16 protein-coding genes are annotated in these 17,441 nt (G+C 61.0%); 13 read left to right on the top strand and 3 right to left on the bottom strand.

Annotated elements, in window-relative coordinates; genetic code table 11:
* The first annotated feature begins 19 nt into the window (after positions 1-19).
* The 11 genes from LMH93_RS02230 to LMH93_RS02180 all read left to right on the top strand — a co-directional run bounded on the left by LMH93_RS02230 (position 20) and on the right by LMH93_RS02180 (position 14,065).
* A complete protein-coding gene (locus LMH93_RS02230; protein WP_230064806.1) occupies positions 20-2,827 on the top strand; it encodes an LPS-assembly protein LptD in 2,808 nt (935 codons plus the stop codon).
* The gene (gene surA / locus LMH93_RS02225) at positions 2,802-4,127 is read left to right on the top strand and encodes a peptidylprolyl isomerase SurA (RefSeq protein ID WP_019750284.1); all 1,326 of its coding nucleotides are present in this window, start codon (positions 2,802-2,804) and stop codon (positions 4,125-4,127) included. Before LMH93_RS02230 ends, surA begins: the two co-directional genes overlap by 26 nt.
* Positions 4,124-5,113 carry a 4-hydroxythreonine-4-phosphate dehydrogenase PdxA gene (gene pdxA, locus LMH93_RS02220; RefSeq protein WP_230064805.1) on the top strand — a complete coding sequence of 330 codons (990 nt, stop codon included), beginning with the start codon at positions 4,124-4,126 and terminating at the stop codon, positions 5,111-5,113. The genes surA and pdxA overlap by 4 nt, the downstream gene beginning before the upstream one ends.
* Positions 5,110-5,913, top strand: a complete 804-nt coding sequence (rsmA, locus tag LMH93_RS02215) for a 16S rRNA (adenine(1518)-N(6)/adenine(1519)-N(6))-dimethyltransferase RsmA (RefSeq protein WP_003255558.1) — start codon at positions 5,110-5,112, stop codon at positions 5,911-5,913. The genes pdxA and rsmA overlap by 4 nt, the downstream gene beginning before the upstream one ends.
* A gap of 197 nt (positions 5,914-6,110) precedes the next feature.
* Positions 6,111-6,491, top strand: a complete 381-nt coding sequence (gene apaG, locus LMH93_RS02210; RefSeq protein WP_003255559.1) for a Co2+/Mg2+ efflux protein ApaG — start codon at positions 6,111-6,113, stop codon at positions 6,489-6,491.
* Complete coding sequence (locus LMH93_RS02205; RefSeq protein WP_230064804.1) at positions 6,491-7,357, top strand: symmetrical bis(5'-nucleosyl)-tetraphosphatase; 867 nt, start codon at positions 6,491-6,493, stop codon at positions 7,355-7,357. The genes apaG and LMH93_RS02205 overlap by 1 nt, the downstream gene beginning before the upstream one ends.
* A 14-nt stretch (positions 7,358-7,371) precedes the next feature.
* On the top strand, positions 7,372-7,704 hold the full coding sequence (gene glpE, locus LMH93_RS02200; protein ID WP_003255562.1) for a thiosulfate sulfurtransferase GlpE: 333 nt from the start codon (positions 7,372-7,374) through the stop codon (positions 7,702-7,704).
* Positions 7,705-7,988: 284 nt separating this feature from the next.
* The gene (locus LMH93_RS02195; RefSeq protein ID WP_003255563.1) at positions 7,989-9,911 is read left to right on the top strand and encodes a PrkA family serine protein kinase; all 1,923 of its coding nucleotides are present in this window, start codon (positions 7,989-7,991) and stop codon (positions 9,909-9,911) included.
* Positions 9,912-10,066: 155 nt separating this feature from the next.
* Positions 10,067-11,338, top strand: a complete 1,272-nt coding sequence (locus LMH93_RS02190) for a YeaH/YhbH family protein (protein WP_003255564.1) — start codon at positions 10,067-10,069, stop codon at positions 11,336-11,338.
* Positions 11,335-12,903 (top strand): SpoVR family protein, encoded by a 1,569-nt coding sequence (locus tag LMH93_RS02185; RefSeq protein ID WP_003255566.1) that lies wholly within the window; start codon positions 11,335-11,337, stop codon positions 12,901-12,903. Before LMH93_RS02190 ends, LMH93_RS02185 begins: the two co-directional genes overlap by 4 nt.
* 55 nt (positions 12,904-12,958) lie before the next feature.
* The gene (locus tag LMH93_RS02180; protein WP_230064803.1) at positions 12,959-14,065 is read left to right on the top strand and encodes a multifunctional CCA addition/repair protein; all 1,107 of its coding nucleotides are present in this window, start codon (positions 12,959-12,961) and stop codon (positions 14,063-14,065) included.
* A gap of 186 nt (positions 14,066-14,251) precedes the next feature.
* Here LMH93_RS02180 and folK read toward each other — a convergent pair whose 3' ends face one another.
* The gene (gene folK / locus LMH93_RS02175) at positions 14,252-14,761 is read right to left on the bottom strand and encodes a 2-amino-4-hydroxy-6-hydroxymethyldihydropteridine diphosphokinase (RefSeq protein ID WP_003255569.1); all 510 of its coding nucleotides are present in this window, start codon (positions 14,759-14,761) and stop codon (positions 14,252-14,254) included.
* Positions 14,752-15,108 (bottom strand): dihydroneopterin aldolase, encoded by a 357-nt coding sequence (folB, locus tag LMH93_RS02170; RefSeq protein ID WP_003255570.1) that lies wholly within the window; start codon positions 15,106-15,108, stop codon positions 14,752-14,754. Before folB ends, folK begins: the two co-directional genes overlap by 10 nt.
* A gap of 74 nt (positions 15,109-15,182) precedes the next feature.
* Between folB and plsY the strand changes: the two genes are divergently transcribed.
* Entirely contained in the window at positions 15,183-15,752 is a 570-nt protein-coding gene (gene plsY / locus LMH93_RS02165; protein WP_004576187.1) for a glycerol-3-phosphate 1-O-acyltransferase PlsY, read from the top strand.
* A gap of 17 nt (positions 15,753-15,769) precedes the next feature.
* Here the strand turns inward: plsY and tsaD are convergent, their stop codons facing one another.
* Complete coding sequence (gene tsaD / locus LMH93_RS02160; RefSeq protein WP_011953302.1) at positions 15,770-16,795, bottom strand: tRNA (adenosine(37)-N6)-threonylcarbamoyltransferase complex transferase subunit TsaD; 1,026 nt, start codon at positions 16,793-16,795, stop codon at positions 15,770-15,772.
* A gap of 204 nt (positions 16,796-16,999) precedes the next feature.
* On the opposite strand from tsaD, the gene rpsU reads away from it, so the two are divergent.
* Positions 17,000-17,215 (top strand): 30S ribosomal protein S21, encoded by a 216-nt coding sequence (gene rpsU, locus LMH93_RS02155; RefSeq protein ID WP_003255575.1) that lies wholly within the window; start codon positions 17,000-17,002, stop codon positions 17,213-17,215.
* Positions 17,216-17,441: the final 226 nt, after the last annotated feature.

The following is a 17,441-nucleotide window of genomic DNA, read 5'->3' as shown; positions in this document are numbered from 1 at the left end:
GGAAGCCCGGACTAATAAGATGGCATTGAAATCCCCCGCGTTTCGTAGAAAGTTTCCGTTGCTGGTAACCGGCGGTCTGCTGGCCCTGCAACCTCTGGCCACCTCATACGTAGTGGCAGCCGAACAGTTCGACTGCCAAGTGTCCGCCGCCGGTGGTTGGGACTGCAAGCCCAAAAACCCAGTCAACAACTTGCCACCGCGCCCGGTGCACGAAGGTGCAGCCGTCAGCTCCGGTACCGAAGCGGCGGGCGAAGCCGAAACTGCGGACCGGCCCGTGCTGGTTACCGAGGCCAAGGGCCGTGGTCTGAAGTCGCGCAGCGAAGACTACAGCCACCTGGACTGGGTTCCGCGTGAAAAGCTCACCGCCGCGCAGCTGGCTGAAACCGGCCCGTACTGCGGTGGCGCGTATATCGAGCCAACCCGCCCGGGCATGGCCGACACCACGCCGAAGGACGAGTCGCCGACCTACATCAATGCCAAGGTATCCAAGTACCAGCAGGAGCAGCAGGTCGCTACCCTCGCCGGTGACGTGGTGATGCGCCAAGGCAGCATGCAGGCCGAAGCCGACGAGGCCAACCTCTACCAGGCCGAAAACCGTGGCGAGCTCAAGGGCAACGTCAAGATCCGTGACAACGGTTCGCTGGTGGTCGGTGACGAGGCCCAGATCCAGCTCGACACTGGCGAAGCTCAGGTCGACAACGCCGAATACGTGATGCACAAGTCGCACATCCGCGGCAGTGCCCTATACGCCAAGCGTGGCGAAAACGCCATCATCCGCCTCAAAGACGGTACGTACACCACCTGCGAACCGGGCAGCAACGCCTGGCAGCTGAAGGGCAACAACATCACCCTGAACCCGGCCACCGGTTTCGGTACTGCGACCAACGTTACGCTTCGGGTCAAGGATTTCCCGGTGTTCTATACACCGTACATCTACTTCCCGATTGACGACCGTCGCCAGTCCGGTTTCCTGCCGCCGTCGTTCAGCACCAGCAGCGACACCGGCTTCATGCTGGTCACGCCGTACTACTTCAACCTGGCGCCTAACTACGACGCCACGTTGTACCCGCGTTACATGGCCAAGCGCGGCCTGCTGATGGAAGGCGAGTTCCGCTACCTGACACCTTCCAGCGAAGGCCAGTTCGGCGGCGCCTACCTGAACGACAAGAACGACGACCGCAAAGATCAGACGGATTACAAAGATCAGCGCTGGATGGTCAACTGGCAGCACAAGGGTGGCCTGGACGAACGCCTGATGACCGAGGTGGACTACACCGACATCAGCGACCCGTTCTACTTCCAGGACCTGGAATCTGACCAGATTGGCGTGGAAAGCCGCGACTTCCTGAATCAGCAGGGTGCATTGACCTACCGGGGCGATAGCTACACCGCGCGGCTGAACGTACATGCCTATGAGGCGGCGACCATTTCGCAGATCACGCCTTATGATCGACTGCCGCAGATTACCCTCAATGGCGTACTGCCTTCTCAGCCAGGGGGGTTGAACTTCGCTTACGAAACCGAGGCCGCGCGCTTCGAACGTGACTTGAAGAACGACACTGTGTTCGACAAGGACGGCAACCTGGACCTCACAGCGGGGCCCGATGGTCGTCGGCTTGACGAAAATATTCGAGGTATCGAGCGGGCCAACGGCACGCGCCTGAACGTCGCGCCGTCAGTCAGCTATCCAATGACAGCCAGCTATGGGTTCCTCACACCCAAACTGAAATACGCCTACACCCAGTACGATCTTGATCTGGACAGCAAAGGCAAAGCCGATGCAATCGCCTTGCAAGCCGCCGATCCAGGCGCGTACGGAAGCTACGACAGCTCTGTTAGCCGCGACGTGCCAATCTTCAGCGTCGACAGCGGCCTGTACTTCGACCGCAACACCTCGCTGTTTGGCAACAATTACCGTCAAACCCTCGAACCGCGCATGTTCTACCTCTATGTTCCGTACAAGGACCAGAAGGACATCCCGCTGTTCGATACCGGCGAAACCCTGTTCAGCTACGATTCGCTGTTCCGCGACAACCGCTTCAGCGGCACTGACCGTATCGGCGACGAAAACAAACTGTCGCTGGGCGTGACCACACGCTGGATCGAAGACAACGGCTTCGAGCGCCAGAACTTCAGCATCGGCCAGGCCTACTACTTCAAGGACCGCAAGGTCCAGCTGCCAGGCATCGACTACCGCACCCGCAAGGACGCGCAGTCCGATGTATCGCCATACGCCCTGGTGTACAACTACTACTTCAACCGCGACTGGCGCCTCAATTCGGACTTCAACTGGGACCCGGACAGCCGCAGCACCCGCTCGGGCAGCGCGATGTTCCACTACCAGCCTGAAGACAACCCGAACAAAATCGTCAACCTCGGTTATCGCTACCGTAACGACACCATTGCCTACGACTCGACCACGGGTACCTGGAAAGTGGGCGGCGGTGACTATGGCACCCCGGGCGATCCGAACTACATCAAGGATTACTACAAGATCCAGCAGCACGACTTCTCGGTCATTTGGCCGATCGTGCCGCAGTGGAACGTAATCGCTCGCTGGCAGCATGACTACAACCGCAACCGTACCCTGGAAGCCATGGGTGGTTTCGAATACGACAACTGCTGCTGGAAGCTGCGCCTGATCAACCGTTACTGGATCGACTACGACGATTTCAGCCAGGCCCTTCCACAGAACGAAAAAGGCGACCACGGTGTCTTCCTTCAGATCGTCCTGAAAGGCCTCGGCGGCGTAGTTGGCAACAAGGTCGAGTCTTTCCTCGACCAAGGCATTCAAGGTTACCGTGAACGTGAAGACCAAGCTTATTGATCGTCTGCGCCCAGTGTTGCTGGGCGTCGCTTTGCTGAGTGGCGCGGTGCATGCCGCGGTGCAACCTCTTGATCGCGTGGTGGCTATCGTCGACAACGACGTGGTCATGCAAAGCCAGCTGGACCAGCGTGTCCATGAGGTCCAGCAAACCATCGCCAAGCGCGGCGGCGGCGTGCCGCCGACCAGCGCTCTGGAACAGCAGGTACTGGAACGCCTGATCGTCGAGAACCTGCAGCTGCAGATCGGCGAGCGCTCTGGCATCCGCATCACCGACGAAGAGCTGAACCAGGCCATTGGCACCATTGCCCAGCGCAATGGCATGTCGCTGGACCAGTTCCGCGCGGCGCTGGCCCATGACGGCCTGTCGTTCGACGACGCTCGCGAGCAGGTCAAGCGCGAGATGATCATCAGCCGCGTGCGCCAACGCCGCGTTGCCGAACGCATCCAGGTGTCCGAGCAGGAAGTGAAGAACTTCCTGGCCTCGGACCTGGGCAAGATGCAGATGTCGGAAGAGTACCGCCTGGCCAACATCCTCATCCCGACCCCGGAAGCCGCCAACTCGGACGATATCCAGAAGGCTGCGCGCAAGGTCGGTGACGTTTACCAGCAACTGCGCCAGGGTGCTGACTTCGGCCAGATGGCGATTGCCAACTCGGCCAGCGAAAACGCCCTGGAAGGCGGCGAGATGGGCTGGCGTAAAGCCGGTCAGCTACCACCCGACTTCGCCAAGATGCTCAGCAGCATGCCGGTGGGCGAAATTACCCAGCCTATTCGCATCCCCAACGGCTTCATCATCCTCAAGCTCGAGGAGAAGCGCGGCGGCAGCGAGAACGTACTGCGTGACGAAGTGCATGTACGCCACATCCTGATCAAGCCAAGCGAGATCCGCAGCGAGGCGGCCACCCAGCAGCTGGCCGAGCGCCTGTACGATCGGATCAAGAACGGCGAAGACTTCGGCGAACTGGCCAAGAGCTTCTCGGAAGACCCGGGGTCGGCACTCAACGGCGGCGACCTCAACTGGGTCGATCCGAACAGCCTGGTACCGGAGTTCCGTGAACAGATGGCCAATGCCCAGCAAGGCGTGGTGACCAAACCGTTCAAGACCCAGTACGGCTGGCACGTTCTGGAAGTGCTGGGCCGCCGCGCCACCGACAGCACCGAGCAGGCTCGCGAACAGCAGGCCCTGAGCGTACTGCGCAACCGCAAGTACGACGAAGAGCTGCAAACCTGGCTGCGCCAGATCCGCGACGAAGCCTACGTTGAAATCAAGCTGCCTGGCGCTGACCAGGCCGCCCAGTGAAGCCCCTGCGCTTCGCCGTCACCCCCGGCGAGCCGGCCGGCATAGGCCCCGACCTGTGCCTGCTGCTCGCCGCAGACGCCCAGCCCCACCCCCTGATCGCCATCACCAGCCGTGACCTGCTCGCCGAGCGGGCCACGCAGCTGGGGCTGGCCGTCAGCCTGCTGCCGGTAGCCCCGGGCCAATGGCCTGACCTCCCGGCACCCGCAGGTAGCCTGTACGTCTGGGATACCCCCTTGGCGGCTCCGGTGGTGCCAGGCCAGCTGAACAAGGCCAACGCAGCGTTCGTGCTGGAAACCCTGACCCGCGCTGGGCAAGGCTGCCTGGACGGGCACTTCGCCGGGATGATCACGGCCCCGGTTCACAAGGGAGTGATCAACGAAAGCGGTATCGCCTTTTCCGGGCATACCGAATTCCTTGCCGAACTGACCCGCACCGCACAAGTGGTAATGATGCTGGCCACCCGCGGCCTGCGCGTGGCCCTGGTGACCACGCACCTGCCACTGCGTGATGTTGCCGACGCTATCACTGCAGAGCGCGTCGAACGTGTAACCCGTATCCTGCATGCCGACATGCGCGACAAGTTCGGCATTGCCAACCCGCGTATCCTGGTGTGTGGCCTCAACCCGCACGCGGGCGAGGGCGGCCACCTGGGCCGCGAAGAAATCGACATCATCGAGCCGACCCTGGCCCGCCTGCGCACCGAAGGCATGGACCTGCGCGGGCCGCTGCCGGCCGATACCCTGTTTACCCCCAAATATCTGGAGCACTGCGATGCGGTGCTGGCGATGTACCACGACCAGGGCCTTCCCGTACTCAAGTACAAAGGCTTCGGCGCAGCAGTGAACGTGACCTTGGGCCTGCCAATCATCCGCACGTCGGTTGACCACGGCACCGCCCTGGACCTGGCCGGCACTGGCAAAGTCGACACCGGCAGCCTGCGCGTCGCACTGGAAACCGCCTACCAGATGGCCGAGAACCGACCATGAACGAGCAATACCAACACCGGGCGCGCAAGCGCTTCGGCCAGAACTTCCTGCACGACGCCGGTATCATCGACCGCATCCTGCGTGCCATCAACGCCAAGGCCGGCGAACACCTGCTGGAAATCGGCCCGGGCCAAGGCGCCCTGACCGAAGGCCTGCTGGGCAGTGGCGCACAGCTGGACGTGGTGGAGCTGGACAAAGACCTGGTGCCGATCCTGCAGCACAAGTTCGCTGATCGCAGCAACTTCCGCCTGCACCAGGGCGACGCCCTGAAGTTCGACTTCAACCAGCTGGGCGTGCCGCCGCGCAGCCTCAAGGTGGTTGGCAACCTGCCCTACAACATCTCCACCCCGCTGATCTTCCACCTGCTCAGCCACGCCGGGCTGATCCGCGACATGCATTTCATGCTGCAGAAGGAAGTGGTCGAGCGCATGGCCGCCGGCCCTGGCGGCGGTGACTGGGGGCGCTTGTCGATCATGGTGCAGTACCACTGCCGCGTGGAGCACCTGTTCAATGTCGGCCCTGGTGCCTTCAACCCACCCCCGAAAGTGGATTCGGCAATCGTCCGCCTGGTGCCGCACGAAGTGCTGCCGTTCCCGGCCAAGGACCACCTGCTGCTGGAGCGTGTCGTTCGCGAAGCGTTCAACCAGCGCCGCAAGACGCTGCGCAACACCATGAAAGGCCTGCTGGACAGCGCCGCCATCGAGGCTGCCGGCGTTGATGGCAGCCTGCGCCCTGAACAGCTCGACCTGGCAGCCTTCGTGCGCCTGGCTGACCAGCTGGCGGATCAGCAACAAGCCTGATTTAGCCTGTACCGGCCGCTTCGCGGGCCACAAGGGATCGCACAACCCTCAAATCCTGTGCGACCCCTTGTAGGAGCGGGTTTACCCGCGAAGCGGCCGGCACAGACAACACACCCCCCAAGCCCGATCACCGCTGGCCCTCCCCCCTCCCAATGGCCTAGACTGCATTATTGCGTCAGTTCGCCCAAGGCCCTTGCATGTCCGACCCCCGCTATCAAATCGACGTCAGCGTCGTGACCCGCTACCTGAAAGAACAATCCGACCCCGAAAACAGTCGCTTCGCTTTCGCCTACACCATTACCGTGCAGAACAACGGCTCGCTCAGCGCCAAGTTGCTGTCGCGCCACTGGCTGATCACCAACGGTGACGGCGAGGTAGAGGAAGTCCGCGGCGCCGGTGTGGTCGGCCAGCAACCCAACATCGACCCAGGCCAGAGCCACACTTACAGCAGTGGTGCCGTCATCAGCACCCGCGTTGGCACCATGCAGGGCAGCTACCAGATGTTCGCCGAAGACGGTAAGCGCTTCGACGCCGAGATTGCCCCCTTTCGGCTGGCAGTGCCCGGAGCGCTGCACTGATGGCCACCTACGCCGTCGGTGACCTGCAGGGCTGCCTGCAGCCACTCAAATGCCTGCTCGATCGCGTCAGTTTCAACCCCGCCGTCGATCGTCTGTGGCTGGTCGGCGACCTGGTCAACCGCGGCCCCGAGTCACTGGAAACCCTGCGCTTCCTGTACTCGATCCGTCATTCACTGGTCTGCGTGCTGGGCAACCATGACCTGCACCTGCTGGCCGCCTGGCACAACGTCGAGCGCCTCAAGAAAAGCGACACACTGCGCGAGATCATCGAAGCGCCGGACGCCGACCAGCTGTTCGACTGGCTGCGCCAGCAGAAGCTGCTGCATTACGACGAGCCCCGCGGCATCGCCCTGGTTCATGCCGGCATACCGCCACAATGGACCCTTGGCAAAGCCCTGGAGCTCGCTGCCGAGGTCGAGGAAGTGCTGCGTGACGACAACCGCCTGCAGCTGTACCTCGACGGCATGTATGGCAACGAGCCGAACAAGTGGAGCAAGAACCTCGCCGGCGTCGAACGCCTGCGGGTCATCACCAACTACTTCACCCGCATGCGCTTCTGCACGGCCGATGGCAAACTCGACCTCAAGAGCAAGGAAGGCCTGGGTAGCGCGCCCAAAGGCTACAAAGCCTGGTACGCGCACAAGGACCGCCGCTCACGCCATGTGAAGATCATCTTTGGCCATTGGGCCGCTCTGCAGGGTGAGGTCACCGAGCCCGACGTCATCGCCCTGGACACTGGCTGCGTATGGGGCGGCGCCATGACCCTGTACAACGTCGACAGCGGCGAATACCACCGCTGCGACTGCGCCGACGACGGCACCCTGCGCCAGCCGGCACAACCCACTACACTCAACGACCACACCTGAAGGAAGTAGTACCCATGAGCGAATTCAAGCGCATCCCTCCTGAGCAGGCCTTGGAGCTTCGCAAGAAAGAAGGTGCGGTCGTCGTCGACATTCGCGACCCACAGGCCTTCGCCGCCGGCCACATCACCGGCGCCCGGCACCTGGATAACCACTCGGTCGCCGATTTCATCCGCAACGCCGACCTCGACGCGCCAACCCTGGTGGTCTGCTATCACGGCAATTCCAGCCAAAGCGCTGCCGCCTACCTGGTAGGCCAGGGTTTCTCCGACGTGTACAGCGTGGACGGCGGCTTCGAACTGTGGCGTGCGACCTACCCGGCCGAGACCGCCCAAGGCAGCACTGAATAATTTTTTTAATTTTTCCTGTAGCCCGCGCCCCGTGCGGGCTTGCGGCTTATCTGACGAACGGTCATTCGTAACTTCTGCCCTCCTCGCCCCTTGACCTTGCAGATAACCAACTACGCTTAAGCTCAGGCCATCCAAAAAAGGGGAGAGCCGGTACACCGGCGTGCGGGTCATCGGTAGCGTTACAGGGTGTTCTGGGGGGTATACAGCAATCGGCCAACCCGGTTGCATGCCAGCATCAGCTGACTGATCCGGCGTCGTCTCCACGTATCGAGCGAGGTGACGTCATGAGTATTTTTAGCCACTTCCAACAACGTTTCGAGTCTACGCGCCAGGAAGAACTCTCGCTGCAGGAGTACCTCGAGCTGTGCAAAGAGGATCGCAGTGCCTACGCATCGGCGGCCGAACGGCTGTTGCTGGCCATCGGTGAGCCAGAACTGATCGACACCTCTACCAACTCCAGGCTGTCGCGCATCTTCTCCAACAAGGTTATCCGCCGCTATCCGGCCTTTGCCGACTTCCATGGCATGGAAGAGTGCATCGACCAGATCGTGTCGTACTTCCGCCACGCCGCCCAAGGCCTGGAAGAGAAGAAACAGATCCTCTATCTGCTGGGCCCGGTAGGCGGCGGCAAGTCCTCGCTGGCGGAAAAACTCAAGCAGCTGATGGAAAAGGTGCCGTTCTACGCGATCAAGGGCTCGCCGGTATTCGAGTCACCTCTGGGCTTGTTCAATGCCACCGAAGATGGGGCCATTCTCGAGGAAGAGTTCGGCATCCCACGGCGCTACCTCAATACCATCATGTCGCCTTGGGCCACCAAGCGCCTGCAGGAGTTTGGCGGGGACATCTCCAAGTTCAAGGTGGTGAAGCTGTACCCGTCGATTCTTAACCAGATCGCCATTGCCAAGACCGAACCCGGCGATGAAAACAACCAGGACATCTCGGCCCTGGTCGGCAAGGTCGATATCCGCAAACTTGAGGAATACCCACAGAACGACGCCGATGCTTATAGCTACTCGGGCGCGCTGTGCCGGGCCAACCAGGGCCTGATGGAATTCGTCGAAATGTTCAAGGCGCCGATCAAGGTCCTGCACCCCTTGCTCACCGCCACCCAGGAAGGCAACTACAACAGTACTGAAGGCCTTGGGGCGATTCCCTATACCGGGATTCTGCTGGCGCACTCCAACGAATCGGAGTGGCACACCTTCCGTAACAACAAGAACAACGAAGCGTTCATCGACAGGATCTATATCGTCAAGGTGCCGTACTGCCTGCGGGTTAGCGATGAAATAAAGATCTACGACAAACTGCTGGTCAACAGCTCGCTGTCCAAGGCCCACTGTGCGCCAGATACGCTCAAGATGCTGGCTCAGTTCACGGTGCTTTCCCGCCTGAAAGAGCCAGAGAACTCCAATATCTATTCCAAGATGCGCGTTTACGACGGGGAAAACCTCAAGGACACCGATCCAAAGGCCAAGTCGATCCAGGAATACCGGGACTCTGCGGGTGTCGACGAAGGCATGAACGGCCTGTCGACGCGCTTCGCCTTCAAGATCCTGTCCAAGGTGTTCAACTTCGACCCACACGAAATTGCCGCCAACCCGGTGCACCTGCTGTATGTCCTCGAACAGCAGATCGAACAGGAACAGTTCCCGGCTGAAGTGCGCGAACGCTATCTGCGCTACCTGAAGGAATACCTGGCACCGCGCTACATCGAGTTTATCGGCAAGGAAATCCAGACCGCCTACCTGGAGTCCTACAGCGAATACGGCCAGAACATCTTCGACCGCTACGTGTTGTATGCAGACTTCTGGATCCAGGATCAGGAATACCGCGACCCGGAAACCGGCGAAATTCTCAACCGCATTGCGCTCAACGAGGAACTGGAAAAGATCGAGAAACCGGCTGGCATCAGCAACCCGAAAGACTTCCGCAACGAGATCGTCAACTTCGTACTGCGCGCACGCGCTAACAACAATGGCAAGAATCCAAGCTGGCTGAGTTATGAAAAGCTGCGGGTCGTGATCGAGAAGAAAATGTTCTCCAACACCGAAGACCTGCTGCCGGTCATCAGCTTCAACGCCAAGGCCAGCAAAGAGGACCAGAAGAAACACAACGACTTCGTCACCCGGATGGTGGAGCGTGGCTATACCGACAAACAGGTGCGCCTGCTGTCGGAATGGTACCTGCGGGTCAGGAAATCGCAATAAAGCGGCAAGCTACGAGCCGCAAGCTGCAAGCTGCCTGGCGTTGGCATTGCTGCCCGCGTCACAGCTTGCAGCGGCGGTGGCTGCTCTTTCTTGCAGCTTGAAGCTTGTGGCTTGCAGCTTGTGGGTTGCAGCTGCATCCAGTCACCGGAGGGACCATGAGCTACGTTATAGACCGACGCCTGAACGGCAAGAACAAGAGCACGGTCAACCGCCAGCGCTTCCTGCGGCGGTACCGCGAACATATCAAGAAGGCCGTCGAAGAGGCGGTGAGCCGCCGTTCCATCATGGATATGGAACACGGCGAGCAGATCAGTATTCCCGGGCGCGACATCGACGAACCCGTCTTGCATCATGGTCGCGGGGGCAAACAGACCATCGTGCATCCTGGCAACAAAGAGTTCACTGCCGGTGAACACATCCCACGGCCGCAAGGCGGTGGAGGCGGTGGCGGTCGCGGCAAGGCCGGCAATTCCGGCGAGGGCATGGACGAGTTCGTCTTCCAGATCACCCAGGAAGAATTTCTCGAATTCATGTTCGAAGACCTTGAGCTACCCAACCTGGTCAAACGTCACCTGACTGGCGCCGATACCTTCAAGACTGTTCGCGCCGGCATCGCCAACGAAGGCAACCCGTCACGCATCAACATCGTGCGCACCCTGCGCTCGGCCCATGCCCGGCGTATCGCCCTGACCGGCAGCAGCCGCGCCCTGCTGCGCGAAGCACAAAAGGAACTCGATCGCCTGCGGGTCGAAGAGCCAGACAATTTCACCGATATCCAGGAAGTCGAACAGGAAATCGAGCGCCTGAAGGCACGTATCAACCGCCTGCCCTTCCTCGACACCTTCGACCTCAAGTACAACCTGCTGGTCAAGCAACCCAACCCCAGCTCGAAGGCAGTGATGTTCTGCCTGATGGACGTATCCGGCTCGATGACCCAGGCCACCAAGGACATCGCAAAGCGCTTCTTCATCCTGCTGTACCTGTTCCTCAAGCGTAACTACGAGCGCATCGAAGTCGTGTTCATTCGCCACCACACCAGTGCCCGGGAAGTCGATGAAGAAGAGTTCTTCTACTCGCGGGAAACCGGCGGCACCATCGTCTCCAGTGCCCTCAAGCTGATGCAGGAGATCATGGCCGAGCGCTACCCGGCCAGCGACTGGAACATCTATGCCGCGCAGGCTTCTGATGGCGACAACTGGAACGACGACTCGCCCATCTGCCGCGACATCCTCTCCAAACAGATCATGCCGCATGTGCAGTACTACACTTACGTTGAGATCACCCCCCGTGAACACCAGGCGCTGTGGTATGAATACGAGCGTATCGGAGATGCTTTCCCCGACACATTCGCCCAGCAGCAGTTGGTATCGGCCGGCGATATCTACCCGGTCTTCCGTGAACTCTTCCAGCGCAGGTTAGCCACATGACCGCCAGAGCACAGAGACGCCAACCCATTTCCACTGGGTCCGAGTGGACGTTCGAGCTGATCCAGACCTACGACCGGGAAATCAGCCGCTTGGCCGAGCGTTACGCCCTGGACACCTACCCCAACCAGATCGAAGTCATCACTGCCGAACAGATGATGGACGCCTACGCCTCGGTCGGCATGCCGCTGGGCTACCACCACTGGTCCTACGGCAAGCAGTTCCTCAGTACGGAAAAGTCCTACAGCCGCGGCCAGATGGGCCTGGCCTACGAGATCGTGATCAACTCCGACCCTTGTATCGCCTACCTGATGGAAGAAAACACCATGTGCATGCAGGCACTGGTGATTGCGCACGCGTGCTACGGCCATAACAGTTTTTTCAAAGGCAATTACCTGTTCCGCACCTGGACTGACGCCAGTTCGATCATCGACTATCTGGTGTTCGCCAAGCAGTACATCGCCCAGTGCGAAGAGCGCCACGGTATCGATGCTGTGGAGGACTTGATCGACTCCTGCCATGCCCTGATGAACTACGGTGTCGACCGCTACAAGCGGCCTTACCCTATTTCTGCCGAAGAAGAGCGGCGCCGGCAACAGGAGCGCGAAGAGCACCTTCAGCGTCAGATCAACGACCTTTGGCGGACAATTCCGAAAAACGCCGAAAAGGGTAACGACCGCGATGAGGGGCGCTTCCCCGCCGAACCGCAGGAAAACATCCTGTATTTCATCGAGAAGAACGCCCCGCTGCTTGAACCCTGGCAGCGTGAAGTAGTGCGCATCGTGCGCAAGATCGCCCAGTACTTCTACCCGCAGCGCCAGACCCAGGTGATGAACGAAGGCTGGGCAACCTTCTGGCACTACACCCTGATGAACGACCTGTACGACGAGGGGCTGATTACCGAAGGCTTCATGATGGAGTTCTTGCAGTCGCACACCAGCGTGGTGTTCCAGCCCGGCTTCGACAGCCCGTACTACAGCGGCATCAACCCCTACGCGCTGGGCTTTGCGATGTACACCGACATCCGCCGCATGTGCGAAAACCCCACCGAAGAAGATCGCCACTGGTTCCCCGACATTGCCGGCAGTGACTGGCTTTCTACCATCAAGTTCGCCATGAGCAGCTTCAAGGACGAGAGCTTCATCCTGCAGTATCTGTCGCCCAAGGTGATGCGCGACCTCAAGTTGTTCAGCATCCTCGATGACGACCAGCGCGACGACCTGCTGGTGCCCGCCATCCATGATGAGGCCGGCTACCGGGTGATTCGGGAGCAGCTGGCAGCGCAGTACAACCTGGGCAACCGCGAACCAAACGTACAGATCTGGAGCGTCGACCGCCGCGGAGACCGCTCGCTGACCCTGCGACACCAGCAACACAACCGCAAACCGCTGGGCGACTCGACCGACGAAGTGCTCAAGCACCTGCATCGCCTGTGGGGCTTCGATATCCACCTGGAGACCGTGCAAGGCGAGCAAGTGATGAGTACTCACCACATGCCGCCGCGCGGCGAGCATAGCGAAAGCGCCGACTACGGCCGCATGGACCTGGCTGTTATCCACCACCTCTGATGCAACCCCATGACCGCCGACGGGTTATCCTGTCGGCAGTTATGGAGAGCTGCACATGCACATCTACAAAGTTGGCGGCGCCGTGCGCGACCGCCTGCTCGGCCGCCCTGTCAGCGATATCGACTGGCTGGTGGTGGGCGCCACCGTCGAAGAAATGCTCGCCAAGGGCTATCGGCCGGTGGGTGCCGATTTTCCGGTGTTCCTGCACCCGAAAACCGGTGAGGAATACGCCCTGGCGCGCACCGAGCGCAAGAGTGGGCGAGGCTACGGCGGGTTCACTTTTCACGCCAGCCCCGACGTAACCCTGGAAGAGGACCTGATCCGTCGCGACCTCACCATCAATGCGATGGCCGAGGATGAGGCGGGCACGGTCTACGACCCCTACCAAGGCAGGAACGATCTGGATCAACGCCTGCTACGCCATGTTTCCCCGGCATTCGCCGAAGATCCTTTGCGCGTGCTGCGTGTTGCACGCTTTGCTGCCCGTTACGCACCACTGGGGTTCCGGGTTGCCGATGAAACCTTGGCGCTGATGCGTCAGATCAGCGCCTCAGGCGAACTGCAGGCACTCACTGCCGAGCGCAGCTGGAAGGAAATCGAGCGCGCGCTGATGGAAGTGCAACCGCAGGTATTCTTCAAAGTGCTGAGCGCGTGTGGGGCCCTGCAGGAGCTGCTGCCTGAGCTCGATGACAGCTCCCGGACATTGGCGGCGCTGGAGCAGGCAGCGGTGCACGAACAACCGCTGCACGTGCGCTGGGCCTGCCTGTTGCGGGGGTTGTCACCGACATCAATCAAAGCCGTCAACCAGCGCCTGAAGGCACCGCGTGAGTGCCAGGAACTGGCCATGCTGGCAGGGGAATGCCTGGCGCAGGGCAATCAGGCGCTCGAACTGCCTGCCACGGCACTGCTGGAGCTGTTGCAGAAGTTCGATGTTTACCGACGGCCGCAGCGATTTGAGGATTTTTTGGTCGTTTGCGAGATGGCAGCGCGGGGCGATGGCGAGCAGGGTTACCCACAGGCCGATTACCTGCGACGCGCAGCAGCGGCGGCGCGAGCGGTGGATGTGAAGCCGTTGGTGCAAGCCGGGCTCACGGGGCAGGCACTGGGCGAAGCACTCAAAGGTGAACGGCTGAAAGCGCTCGAAGCTTACCAGCGCGGTTAGACCTACCGGCCTCTTCGCGGGTAAACCCGCTCCTACAGGGGCACACATCGAGGGTTGGGCACAGCCCGTTGTAGGAGCGGGTTTACCCGCGAAAGGGCCAGACCTGCTGGCCAATTTCCACCCGCGGTTCACCGTCGCAGCCGCCACCGTATCCGCGGGTAAACCCGCGAAGAGGCCGATACAGGCTTAAGCGGGCGTCAACTGCAACCCGCGCCACTCAAAGGCGACCGGGGCCAGTACCTGATCAATCTGCGCTTCCTGCCACAGCTGCGCCATGCGCTTGCCCACACCCGGATGCACCAGGTCGGGTGCCAGCAACGACAGCGGCCACAGCACAAAAGCGTTCTTCAGAATCTCGGCCCGGGGCAATACCAGCCCATCGAAGGTACCGTGCAAATCGTCATACATCAGCACGTCGATATCCAGCGGCAACCCTTTGCGGTCCGGGGCATAGCGGCCATTGTCGGCCTCGATGAACTTCAGCCGGCGGTCCAGCTCGATCAACGGCAACGCGGTTTGCCCGGTCACCACGAAGTTGATGAACGGCCCGCTCTTGATGCCCACCGCCTGGCTTTCGAATGCCGGCGAACAGCGCATGTCGGTCAGGATGCCAGCCAACGCATCGAGCCCGGCGCACAAATGCGCCTCACGGTCGATATTGCTGCCCAAGCCCAGGTAAACCGTGCTCAAAGACATCCGCGCTCGATCTCCACGCCTACACCACCACGGGCCGCGGGCACCGCGCCCGGCTTGGTCAGCTTCAAGCGCACCCAAGGGATGTGGAACTCGTCCATCAGGGTGGCCACCAGGCGCTCGGCAAATGTTTCAACCAGCTCGAAACGGGCCTGTTCGGCAAACGCCTGGATGCGCGCCGACACACTGGCGTAATCCAGCGCCAGGCTCAGGTCGTCTCCGGCGGCGGCCGGGCGGTTGTCCCAGGCAAAGCTCAGGTCCAGGCGCAAGCACTGGCGAATATCCCGCTCCCAGTCATAGGCACCGATAACGGTATCGACTTCCAGGCCTTCGATGAACACTCTGTCCAAGCACTTCTCTCCACAGCACGACAAGGGCGACTGGCGCCGTTAGAATCAGGGCGTCCTCGCCCGGAATAGTTAGCATGTTTTGGTTACTGGCGTTGCTCGCCTACCTGCTCGGCTCGCTGTCCTTCGCCATTGTTCTCAGCCGCCTCTCGGGCAGCCCGGACCCACGTTCCAGCGGCTCAGGCAATGCCGGCGCCACCAACATGCTACGCCTGGCAGGCCGTAAACTGGCGATCCTGACCCTGCTTGGCGACCTGTGCAAGGGCCTTTTGCCGGTACTGCTCGCCCGCGTTGCCGGGCTGGACCTGCACGCGCAGGCCTGGGTGGGCATATGCGCGGTGCTGGGCCATCTGTTCCCCCTGTACTTCCGTTTCAAGGGCGGCAAGGGCGTGGCGACGGCTGCCGGCATGCTCATGGGCCTGTATTTCCCGGCCGCGCTGCTGGCCATCGGCGCCTGGCTGCTGACCTTCTACCTCACGCGTACCAGCTCACTGGCCGCACTGATTGCCACGCCACTCACCTTGCCATTGCTGGCCTGGCGCGAGCCCGAAGCCCTGCTGCCGATCAGCGTACTGACTGTGATGATCGTGTGGCGCCACCGCAACAACCTGCGCGACTTGTTTGCAGGGCGCGAACGGCATTTCTGAACCTTCGACGCGCTGCCTTACAGCGGCGGCAACTGTTCCATCGGCCAGCGTGCCTGCACGCTGATCGCCAGGTCTTGCTGCTGCCCGGCCAGCAGGCGTTGGCAACCGGCGTAGGCGATCATCGCACCATTGTCGGTACAGAATTGCGGGCGCGCGTAGTACACGTTGCCCTTGATGCTACCGAGCATGTCCTCCAGGGACGCGCGCAGGGCCTTGTTGGCACTCACGCCACCCGCGATGACCAGCCGCTTGAGGCCGGTCTGCTTGAGCGCCCGCTTGCACTTGATGGTCAAAGTCTCCACCACCGCCTGCTGGAATGCCAGGGACAGGTCGCAACGGGTTTGCTCACTGTCGTCGCCAGCATTCTTGCATTGCTGCCAAGTGTTCAGGGCGAAGGTCTTGAGGCCACTGAAGCTGAATTCCAGGCCTGGCCGATCGGTCATTGGCCGCGGGAAGACGAAGCGCCCGGCCACACCTTGTTCGGCCAGACGCGCAATTTCCGGACCGCCTGGGTAATTGAGGCCGATCAGCTTGGCGGTCTTGTCGAACGCTTCACCGGCAGCATCGTCCAGGCTCTCGCCCAACAGTTCGTACTGACCGATGCCATCGACCCGAACCAGCTGGGTATGGCCACCGGAAACCAACAAAGCGACGAACGGAAACGCTGGCGGGTTTTCTTCCAGCATGGGTGCCAGCAGGTGACCCTCCATGTGGTGCACACCGATCGCCGGGATGTCCCAGGCAAAGGCCAGCGCCTGGGCGCAGGAAGCGCCCACCAGCAGGGCACCGACCAGGCCGGGACCCGCGGTGTAGGCGATGGCGTCGATTTCGGTGGCAACGCAGCCTGCCTCGTCCAGCACCTGGCGGATGAGCGGCAGCATTCGCTTGACGTGATCACGCGAGGCAAGCTCGGGCACCACGCCGCCGAAGACGCGGTGCAGGTCGATCTGGCTGAACAGTGCGTCGGCCAACAAACCGCGTTCACTGTCGTATAATGCGACGCCGGTTTCGTCGCAGGATGTTTCCAATCCCAGTACTAGCATGGGCTCGTCCCTTGTGGGGGCTGAATTCGAAGCCGCGCATGATAGTCCCCGTGTCGGGTGCCGACCAGCGGTTTTCGATCAGAGGCTTTGCATTCCGGCTTGCTAAGGGTTAACATCCGCAACCCTTGAAAACCGACGTTCTCCAGCACACCTTTGTTTTGCCAGGAGCACGTCTACCCCGGTAATGAATTAAGGTAGCCCTGGATGCCAGCCGTCAAAGTTAAAGAGAACGAACCCTTCGACGTAGCTCTGCGTCGTTTCAAGCGCTCCTGCGAAAAAGCCGGTGTACTGGCTGAAGTTCGTAGCCGCGAGTTTTACGAGAAGCCGACCGCAGAGCGTAAGCGCAAAGCAGCTGCTGCTGTTAAGCGTCACGCCAAGAAAGTTCAGCGCGAACAGCGCCGCGCCGTTCGTCTGTACTAATACAGACGTTCAACGCAAAGCTTCTGCCCTGCCCGGCTAACCCCCGGGCGATGGCAGTGGTCGTTTCAAACTTGAGCAGCTAGCTCAAGGCCCTGCACAAGCTTCATGCGAACTGCATCATGGGCAACCTGCCTGAAACGTCAGAGCTGGTCCTCCTTGCTGTATGACCAGGCGTGCACGTCCGACTGACGAGCCCTTAGGGGCTGGCGACGAGCACACATTCCCT

This window comes from Pseudomonas sp. CIP-10 (assembly GCF_020911845.1).
GTDB lineage: Bacteria > Pseudomonadota > Gammaproteobacteria > Pseudomonadales > Pseudomonadaceae > Aquipseudomonas > Aquipseudomonas alloputida.
This window is presented reverse-complemented; position numbering and strand designations above follow the sequence as displayed.